We start from the raw sequence: 8889 nt of genomic DNA on the forward strand, positions 1-8889 counted from the left end.
GGACCCTGACGATCGGGACGAAGGTCAGCGCGGCCGCGACGAGGGCCGCGGGGATCTCCCATCGCGTCAGGCGCGGCGTCGAGGTCAGCGGAGTTCTCCAGTCGCATCGCGAAGGGGAGCCACGAGGCGTGGCCGCGAGAGCGGACGAAGATACGGCCCCCCCGTCCGATCGGTCAAGCGAGGCGAGCGCGCGAGGGCACGCGCCTCGCGGCGTTTGACTCGCGCGCGCGCCGTGTGCAACGATGCGGCTCCCCGGCCGGGCCCCATGAGATCGACACGAGCATCATGGCCCTCTTCCTGAGCATTCTCGAAGTCCTCTTCGGCGTCGCGGGCGCGGCCCTCCTGCTCCGCGGAGCGTGGCTCCTCGCCCGGGGCGATCTCCGCCACGCCATCGTCCACGCCGGCCTCGCCACGCTCTCCTTCGCCCTCGCGATCGGCTTCTTCCTCGCCCGCGGCGTCTTCGTGGGGGCGGCGTGACGCGCGTCTCCGCGAGTCCGGCGCCCCCGGGGCGGAAGGGACGGATCGGGGTCCTCATCTCCGGGCGGGGCTCCAACATGCTCGCCATCGCAGAGGCCTGCCGGGACGGGAGAATTCCCGCGGAGGTGCGCGTCGTCGTGAGCAACCTCGGCGGCGCTCCCGGCCTCGAGCGGGCGGCGGAGATGGGGATCGAGACCGTCGCCGTCACGAAGGGGGAGAGCCGCACGCGCGAGGAGCACGACATGAAGGTCGCCCTCGAGCTCCGCCGCCGCGACGTCGATCTCGTCTGCCTCGCCGGCTACATGAGACTTCTGTCCCCTGCCTTCATCCGGGAGTTCCGCGGACGGATCCTCAACATCCATCCGGGACTCCTCCCTTCCCCGGCCTTCACGCGCAGCGCCAGGCCGTCGAGTACGGCGTGCGCGTCGCAGGGGCGACGGTCCACTTCGTGGACGAGGGGCTCGACACCGGGCCCATCGTCCTGCAGGCGGTCGTCCCCGTGGAGACCGACGACACCGAGGAGACGCTCTCGGCGCGGATCCTCGCCGAAGAGCACCGCATCTACGCCGAGGCGGTGCGTCTTTTCTTCGAAGGACGGCTGATCATCGACGGGAGAAAGGTCCGTATCGCGGGCCAGGGAAGCTAGGCCGCCGCGGGGCGGGCCCGCGGCGATCGGGGCTTCGGGGGGCTGCGTGCGGGGACGGGGTTCGTGTGGACGTAGGGAACGAGACGGAAGGCTCCGCGAGCACCTCTTCGAGCCACGAAGATGACCCGGGCCCGGGGCAGCCCCGCCCCGGCGTGCGGGAGATCCGCTACCGATATCGCGTCTGCGATCTCCCGAAGGCGCTCCAGCCGAGGGAGAAGCTCGCGGCGCTCGGGGCGAAGGCCCTGTCGAACTCGGAGCTGATCGCGCTCGTGCTCGGGAGCGGGACGCGCGCGGAAAACGTCCTGAAGATCGCGGACGGGATCGTGCACCGCCACGGGTTCGCCGGCCTCCCCGCGCTCACGCTCGACGAATGGGCGGCGAACCGGGGGGTCGGGCGGGCGCGCGCGTGCCAGGCGCTGGCCATCTTCGAGATCGGCCGGCGCGCCTTCCAGCCCCGGCGCGACGAGAGGCCCATCGTGTCGGGGCCGGCCGAGGCGCACCGCCACGTGCGGGAGATCGCCCGGACGAGGAAGGAGCACCTCGTCGCGCTGTACCTCGACGCGCAGAACCATCTTCTCCTCAAGGAGACGATCTCGGTGGGCAGCCTCAACACGACCCGCACGCACCCGCGCGAGATCTTCCAGCCGGCGATCGCCGTCTCGGCGATGGGGGTCATCCTGGCGCACAACCACCCGTCCGGGAGCCTGACGCCGAGCCAGGAGGACGTGGACTTCACGCGCGCGATCAAGAGGGCCAGCGAGATCCTCGGCATCGGCCTTTACGATCACATCATCGTGGCCGAGGGGGGCTACGTCTCGATGAAAGAGAAGGGACTGTTGTAGTCTTCCGCATCGACGAACCCGAAGGAAAGGAGCCACGAGGATGAGCGGACTGACACAGGCGACGTGCGTCCCCTGCCGGGGGGGCGTGCCGACGTTGACCGAGAGCGAGAGGGCCGAGCTGGCGCCCCAGGTACCGGAGTGGAAGGTGGCCGACGTCTCGGGAGTCCTCAGGCTCGCCCGGGAGTTCGCCTTCCCGGACTTCAAGTCGGCGATGGCCTTCGCCGTCGCCGTCGGCGACATCGCCGAGGGCGAGGGGCATCACCCCGACCTCCACGTCGCGTGGGGGAAGGTCGTCGTCGAGACGTGGACGCACAAGATCCACGGCCTGCACAGGAACGACTACATCCTCGCCGCGAAGATCGACGCCGCCTTCGCGGCCCGCGCGGCGAACCCCCGCCGCTAGCGGCGCGGCACCCCGTGCTATCTTCGGCCGCGATGAGATCTCCCGCCGAACAGGTCGCCTATCTCCGGAAGGGCGCCGTCCAGGTCATCGAGGAGGCGGAGCTCCGCGCGAAGCTCGAGCGGTCGGCCGAGACGGGACGCCCGCTCGTCGTGAAGGTCGGGTTCGACCCTTCGGCGCCCGACATCCACCTCGGGCACACGGTCCTGATGCGGAAGATGAAGCACTTCCAGGATCTCGGGCACCAGGTGGTCTTCCTCATCGGCGATTTCACCGGGATGATCGGCGATCCGACGGGGAAGTCGAAGACGCGGCCGCAGCTCACGCGCGACGAGGTGCTGGTCAACGCCGAGACGTACAAGCGGCAGGCGTTCAAGATCCTCGATCCGAAGCGAACGCAGGTGCGCTTCAACTCCGAGTGGCTGGGGGCGATGGGAGCGGACGGCTTCATCCGGCTCGCGGGGAAGTACACGGTCGCCCGGATGCTCGAGCGCGACGACTTCGAGCGCCGGTACAGGGCGGGAGAGCCGATCGGGATCCACGAGTTCCTCTACCCGCTCGCGCAGGGATACGACTCGGTCCACCTCCACGCCGACGTGGAGCTGGGGGGCACCGATCAGACGTTCAACCTCCTCGTCGGACGGCGCCTGATGCGCGAGTACGAGATGGAGCCGCAGGTGATCCTGACGACCCCGCTCCTCGAGGGGCTCGACGGGGTCGAGAAGATGTCCAAGTCGCTCGGGAACTACGTCGCCGTCGAGGACCCGCCGGGTGAGATGTTCGGCAAGCTGATGTCCATCCCCGACGCGCTGATGTGGAAGTACTGGGATCTGCTGACCGACGCCCCCCCCGACGAGATCCGCGCCATGCGCGCGGGGGTCGAGACGGGCGACCGGCACCCGAGGCGCGTGAAGGCCGATCTCGCGGTGAGGATCGTCACCGACTTCCACGGGCTCGAGGCGGCGAAGGAGGCGGAGGCGGAGTTCGATCGCGTCTTCCGCGGGCGCGAGAACCCGGCCGAGATCGAGGAGGTCGCCCTCCCGTGCCGCCCCGGGAAGGTCTACGTCCCCGCCCTCCTGGTGGACCTGGGCCTCGCGAAATCGAAGGGGGAGGCGCGCCGCCTCATCGAAGGGGGCGGGCTGTCGTTCGACGGCGCGCGCGTCGCCGACGCGAACGCCGAGATCGACGCCAGCGCGCCGCGCTCGATCCTCATCAAGGCGGGGAAGCGCCGGTTCCTGAAGGCCTCCTTCCGGTGAGCCCGAGCGTCCTCACGCACCTCGAGTGCGCCGACTGCGGCACGCGCCAAGATCGTCTCGCGCTCGTCAACCTCTGCTCCTGCGGCGGCTCGCTGTTGGCGCGCTACGACCTCCATGCGCCGCGGCTCGCCGCGCTGAAGGAGAGGCTTAGCGTCCGCGAGGCGGATCTCTGGCGCTACGCGGAGCTCCTTCCCGACCCAGGCTTCGCCATCTCGCTCGGGGAGGGGTTCACACCGCTCGTCGCCGCCCGCGCGACGGGGCGCGCCGTGAACTGTCCGGGCCTCCTCATCAAGGACGAGTCGGCGAACCCCACGGGCTCATTCAAGGACCGCGGGCTTTCCGTCGCGGTCGCGATGGCGAAGGCGCTCGGCGCGAGGGCGGGGGCGCTCCCTTCGGCGGGCAACGCCGGCTCCGCTGCGGCCGCCTTCGGCGCCCGCGCGCGCCTGCCGATCCACGTCTTCCTCCCGGCCGACACTCCGCGGTCGTTCTTCGGCGAGGTCCGGGCGTACGGCGCCGTCCTGCACACGGTGGAGGGGCACATCGGCGACGCCGGGCGCGCGATGCGCGAGCGGCTTTCCGCGGAGGGATGGTTCGACCTTTCGACCCTCAAGGAGCCGTACCGGGTCGAGGGGAAGAAGACGATGGGGTACGAGGTCGCCGAGCAGATGGGATGGACCCTGCCCGACGCCATCCTCTACCCGACCGGCGGGGGGACCGGGCTCATCGGGATGTGGAAGGCGTTCGAGGAGATGGAAACGCTCGGCTGGATCGCCGCGGGGAAGCGCCCGCGCATGTACGCCGTGCAGTCCGAGGGGTGCGCCCCCGTCGTCCGCGCCTTCGAGGCGGGGAAGGATCGCGCCGAGCCGTGGGCCGATCCGAGGACCGCCGCGTCCGGAATCCGCGTGCCCGCTCCGTTCGCCGATCGCCTGATCCTGCGAATTCTCAGGGAGAGCGGTGGCGGCGCCGTGGCCGTGAAGGAGGCCGAAATCGCCGGGGCCGCGCAGGAGATCGCGCGGCACGAGGGGATCCTGCCGGCCCCCGAAGGGGCCGCGTGCCTCCTCGCCCTCTCCCGCCTCCTGGCGCTCGGGGCGATCGCCCCCGCCGATCGCGTCGTCCTGTTCAACACCGGGACCGGGCTCAAGTACCCGGAAGCCCTCGGCTTCTGAGCACGAGGCGGCCGTGCCCATCCGGCTGACGGTCGGGCTCATCGCCCTCGTGGCCCTCCTCATCCGGCTCCTGCACGTTTTCTCCTACGAGCCGATCCCCGTGAGCGACATGGCCGTCTTCGTGGACATGGCGACGCATCGCCTGTCCCTCCAGAACCTCTTCACTCCGGCCGGGTACTGCTCCTACCCGCCGGGGTACGCCTTCTTCCTGAAGCCGTTCTTCCTCCTCTTCGACGGCGCCGCCGCGCACCGCGCGATCCAGATCGCGCAGGCCGCTCTCGGCGCGGGGACGTGCCTCCTCGTCGGCCGCCTCGCGGCGCGCCTCCACTCGCGGCGCGCGGGGATCGTCGCCGCGCTGGTCGCCTGCTTCTTCCCGCACTACGTCTTCTACACCAGCGTCTTCATGAGCGAGACCGTCTTCACCTTCTTCTTCCTCGCGGCGCTTCTGCTTCTCCTCCGCGCCGCGGACCGGCACTCCGCGTGGAGCCACTACAGGGCCGGGCTCGCGGCCGGCTTCGCCTGCCTCGTGCGGCCGGCCGCCGTCGCGCTGTTCCCGGCGGCGCTCCGGGCCGTCGCCCGGGCGCCCGGCGGGGCGAGGGGCCGCGTGAGGGCGGCGGCGCTCCTGGCCGCGGGGGGGCTGACGCTGCTTCTGCCCTGGGCCGCGCGGAACGCGATCGCCTACCACCGCTTCGTGCTGATCGCGCCGAACGGGGCCATCAACCTCGCGATCGGGAACACCGAAGGCGCCAGCGGAGGCTACCGCGGCCTTCCGGCGATCGAAGGGGACGAGTGGGAGCGCGCCCGCGCGTGGCGGGAGCGGGCGATCGATTTCGTCACGCGCGATCCCTTCGGCGCCCTCTTCATCACGCTCCGCCTGAAGTGGGACGCCTTCTGGGAGCTGGTGCCCCCCTGGCCGCTCTACTCGAGCAACCCCGAGCTCTTCGCCGGCCGGCACTTCTTCCCGATGATCCCGTGGGCCGCCGTTCTCGCGCTGGCGCTCGTCGGGCTCGTTCCGGCCACGCGCAGGCCCGCGGGCCGGATGGTCGTCCTTACCGCGGCCGCCTACGTCGGCGTCTACCTGATCTTCTTCGGGCAGGCGCGGTTCCGCTTCCCCATCGAAGGGATCTTCATCGCGCTCGCCGCGGCGGCGATCGTCGAGGTGTCGGGGCCGCTCCTCGCCGCGAAGGGCCGGCGGGCGCGCGCGTGGGGCATGGCGGCCGCCATCCTTCTCGTCGCGGTCCTCGCGCAGTCGAGTCTCAGCGCCGCCTCGGCGCGCGCCTTCCATCGCGCGCCCGAATCGCTGCTGAGAGCCGGAGGGGAAACGGCGGTTCCCGCGGACGCGGCGGAGATCTCCCTCTTCGATGGCGGTCCGATTCCCGTCGATCGAGCCGTGGCGCGGTACCTCGATCTCTCCTTCTCCATCCGTCGCGAGGGGCCGGAGAGGGCCAACCCCACCGTGGGCGTCGTCCATCTGGACTTCTTCGACGCGAAGGGAGAGAAGCTGGAGTGGACCGAGAACCGCGCTCTGAGGCTCGAGTCGGTGCCCGCGAATCGCTGGGTGACGATGGAGCTCAAGGCCTGGATCCCGACCGCCGCCGGCACGGTGCGGGCCACGATCGTCCCGCTGCCGTCGTCTCCCGACACCGTGGTCGTCGACCGGCCGGTCCTGCGCTACGCGAAGGGGAACGATCTCGCGCTCGAGTTCCTCTTCCCCTACCTGAGGGCCGCGGAGTGAGCCGATGACGTGTTCCGCGCGGTGCGTCGCCGCCTGGGTCGCCATGGCTCTCGCGGTATCTCCCGGGGCCGGCGCCCGGCCGGCGTCCCTGGAGGGCGGCGAGGGCTCCTCGTCGCCGGCGGCGACGAGCGGCCCCGGCGTTTCGATCCGGCGTGCGCCGCTGAAAGCGATGGGTGAGGCGCGCTCCCATGGCCTCAGTCTCGTCGACGCCCGAGTCGAGGACGAGCTCCCGCCGGTCGTCGCCGGGGCTCCGCCGGGCGCCCCACGTCTCCGGCGCATCGCCTCGCTTCTCTTCCGCGTCGGTGAGAGCTCCGGGCGCTCCGCGGATCTCGAGGCGCTCTTCACGCTGCCGGGCGGCGCGACGCGCCGATTCACTCTCCCGTCGGCCCGCCTGTCGCGCGGGGCCGAGATCCGGCTTCCGATCGATCTGGCGATACCCCTCGAATCCGAAGGGCGTCTCGACGTCACCGTCACCGCGCGCTCCTCGCGCGGCGAGGAGGTCTTCGCCGCAGGCTACAGCCTCGGATTCCCGAGGTACGGGACGACCCAGGATCTGAAGGTGATTCACATCGGCGCCCCTGTGCGCGATGCCTTCGACTCGGACCGGATTGATGACGAGCTGTGGAGCGTCCAGCAGGGCGATCCCGGGGCCACCCGAGTGCGGCAGAGCGGCGGGCGCCTCGAGATCCGGCTCGACGGCCCGTCGGGGTACGTGGGCCTTCGCGGGCGACAGGAGATCCCCATGAGAGATGTCGTCCTCGTGGCGCGGATGGGGATCGATTCGAGCGCGGCGAGCCCCCACCGCGCGCTCCTGCATCTCTGCGGCGGCGGCGCGCAGAGTCCGGACAACTGGCTGGAGATCGCGCTGGGGACGACCGCGAAGGGGGCCGAGGCCTACCTGAACCTCAGCTCCCCCCGCGTCGAGGATCGGACGGGCATCGGCTCCGTCGTCCTGAACGGGCCCGCGTCGCAGGGAGGCCTCTTCGAGCTTCTCTGCGATCCCGCCTCTCACGCGTGTCGGGGGTATGCGCGAGCCGAAGGGGAGTGGCACCCGATCGGCGGCGGAGTCGAGGTCCCCGCGCGATCGAGTCATGTCGAGCTGAAGACCGAGGGGTGGCTGGATCTCGGGCACTCGAGCACGATCTGGTTCGACGACTGCCGCCTGTACCCGTCGCCCGAGACGCACTACGTCTCCGTCCGGCTGGCGCGGCGCGACGATGGCGGATGGAGCCTCGGCGCCGGGGACCGCTGGCCGCCCGTGGCGTTCGGGCCGCGCAACGACGAGCTCGCCGACGGCGACGTGACGGTCCGTCTCTACAGCCGCGACGGGTCGACGCTCGTCGACGAGGCCGTCGTCACGCTCACGGACGGCTTCGCGATGCTGAGGCTGGACGCGTCCCCATGGGACGTCTATCCGGTCGCGGCGATCCTGCGCGTCTTCATCCAGGGAGCGCAGGTCGGGCCCGACCACGTCATCGAGAGCGCCGGGGTCGAGGGGCTCTACCCCGACGACGTGTACGAGATCGGAATCGACTGACGGCGCTCAGCGCTTCGGCGGGGGAGAGGTCCACTCGAAGTGGAAGTGCACCTCGGTCGTGGCTCCGGCGTAACCCGGGGGGAAGGGGGCGAAGGGCGAGGCCCGGCGCACCGCGTCGAGCGCGGCGGCGTCCCAGGCGTCCTCTCCGCTCTTCATCGTCACGCCGGAGGCCGCCACCGTGCCGTCGCGCGCGATCGTCGTCACGACGACCGTCTTGTGACCGGGCGCGGGCTGTCTCGCCGGCATCCTCCACCCGGTGGCCACCTTGTCGTACGCCTTCCGCTGGTACGCGGAATCGGTGAAGTCCTTCGCGAAGTACACGGTGATCGACGGAGACCCTGCGGGCGCCGCCCCGATGACGGTGGCCGCCGCGGCGAGGCCGAAGATCACGGTGAGAGCGGCGAGGAGCTTGGTCACGAGATGAGCTGCCTTCATGGTGGGACTTTCCATTCCGGCGACGCGCCGTCAGGTTTCGTGCGGGAAGGCGACTGCATGATACCGCTCGCGTCCGCCCCGGGCAACGGGCGATCTCCCGGTCCGTCGCTATAATGGGCGGGCCATGGCGGCGCTTCAGCCGGGGGGAATCTGAATGACGACGATGCGTTCGACGGCCCACCGCCGCGCGGCGCGGCTCGCGGTCGCGGCGGCGCTCGCGCTCCTCTGGGCCGGCGCTGCACGGGCGGCCGAGTTCAAGACGGCCCCGCCGCTGTCGGCCCCCGGCCTCGACGGCAAGCCCATCCAGGTCAAGTACGCCGATGCCCGCGTCACGCTGGTCAACTTTTGGGCCACCTGGTGCCTCCCCTGCAGGGAGGAGATGCCGGCCATCAACC

General features: G+C 71.1%; 9 protein-coding genes and 1 pseudogene. 9 read left to right on the plus strand and 1 reads right to left on the minus strand.

What is annotated here, in order from left to right:
• Nucleotides 1-285 precede the first annotated feature (285 nt).
• The 8 genes and pseudogenes from HY049_09545 to HY049_09580 all read left to right on the plus strand — a co-directional run bounded on the left by HY049_09545 (nucleotide 286) and on the right by HY049_09580 (nucleotide 8059).
• Complete coding sequence (locus HY049_09545; GenBank protein MBI3449146.1) at nucleotides 286-477, plus strand: hypothetical protein; 192 nt, start codon at nucleotides 286-288, stop codon at nucleotides 475-477.
• A 77-nt stretch (nucleotides 478-554) separates the two neighbouring features.
• Nucleotides 555-1123: pseudogene (locus HY049_09550) on the plus strand (phosphoribosylglycinamide formyltransferase).
• Nucleotides 1124-1188: 65 nt separating this feature from the next.
• Nucleotides 1189-1965: a DNA repair protein RadC gene (gene radC / locus HY049_09555; GenBank protein ID MBI3449147.1), complete on the plus strand. Its 777-nt coding sequence runs from the start codon at nucleotides 1189-1191 to the stop codon at nucleotides 1963-1965.
• Nucleotides 1966-2005: 40 nt separating this feature from the next.
• Nucleotides 2006-2368: a 4a-hydroxytetrahydrobiopterin dehydratase gene (locus HY049_09560; GenBank protein MBI3449148.1), complete on the plus strand. Its 363-nt coding sequence runs from the start codon at nucleotides 2006-2008 to the stop codon at nucleotides 2366-2368.
• Between the two features lie 32 nt (nucleotides 2369-2400).
• On the plus strand, nucleotides 2401-3621 hold the full coding sequence (locus HY049_09565; protein ID MBI3449149.1) for a tyrosine--tRNA ligase: 1221 nt from the start codon (nucleotides 2401-2403) through the stop codon (nucleotides 3619-3621).
• On the plus strand, nucleotides 3618-4787 hold the full coding sequence (locus HY049_09570) for a threonine synthase (protein ID MBI3449150.1): 1170 nt from the start codon (nucleotides 3618-3620) through the stop codon (nucleotides 4785-4787). Before HY049_09565 ends, HY049_09570 begins: the two co-directional genes overlap by 4 nt.
• A gap of 13 nt (nucleotides 4788-4800) precedes the next feature.
• Nucleotides 4801-6522 carry a glycosyltransferase family 39 protein gene (locus tag HY049_09575; GenBank protein MBI3449151.1) on the plus strand — a complete coding sequence of 574 codons (1722 nt, stop codon included), beginning with the start codon at nucleotides 4801-4803 and terminating at the stop codon, nucleotides 6520-6522.
• A 4-nt stretch (nucleotides 6523-6526) separates the two neighbouring features.
• On the plus strand, nucleotides 6527-8059 hold the full coding sequence (locus HY049_09580; protein ID MBI3449152.1) for a hypothetical protein: 1533 nt from the start codon (nucleotides 6527-6529) through the stop codon (nucleotides 8057-8059).
• A 6-nt stretch (nucleotides 8060-8065) separates the two neighbouring features.
• Here HY049_09580 and HY049_09585 read toward each other — a convergent pair whose 3' ends face one another.
• Entirely contained in the window at nucleotides 8066-8494 is a 429-nt protein-coding gene (locus HY049_09585; GenBank protein ID MBI3449153.1) for a TonB family protein, read from the minus strand.
• Nucleotides 8495-8648: 154 nt separating this feature from the next.
• Here HY049_09585 and HY049_09590 point away from each other — a divergent pair.
• Nucleotides 8649-8889: TlpA family protein disulfide reductase (locus HY049_09590; protein MBI3449154.1), on the plus strand; the 241-nt coding region annotated here is incomplete at its 3' end.

It is taken from the genome of Acidobacteriota bacterium, assembly GCA_016195325.1.
Taxonomy (GTDB): domain Bacteria; phylum Acidobacteriota; class Polarisedimenticolia; order JACPZX01; family JACPZX01; genus JACPZX01.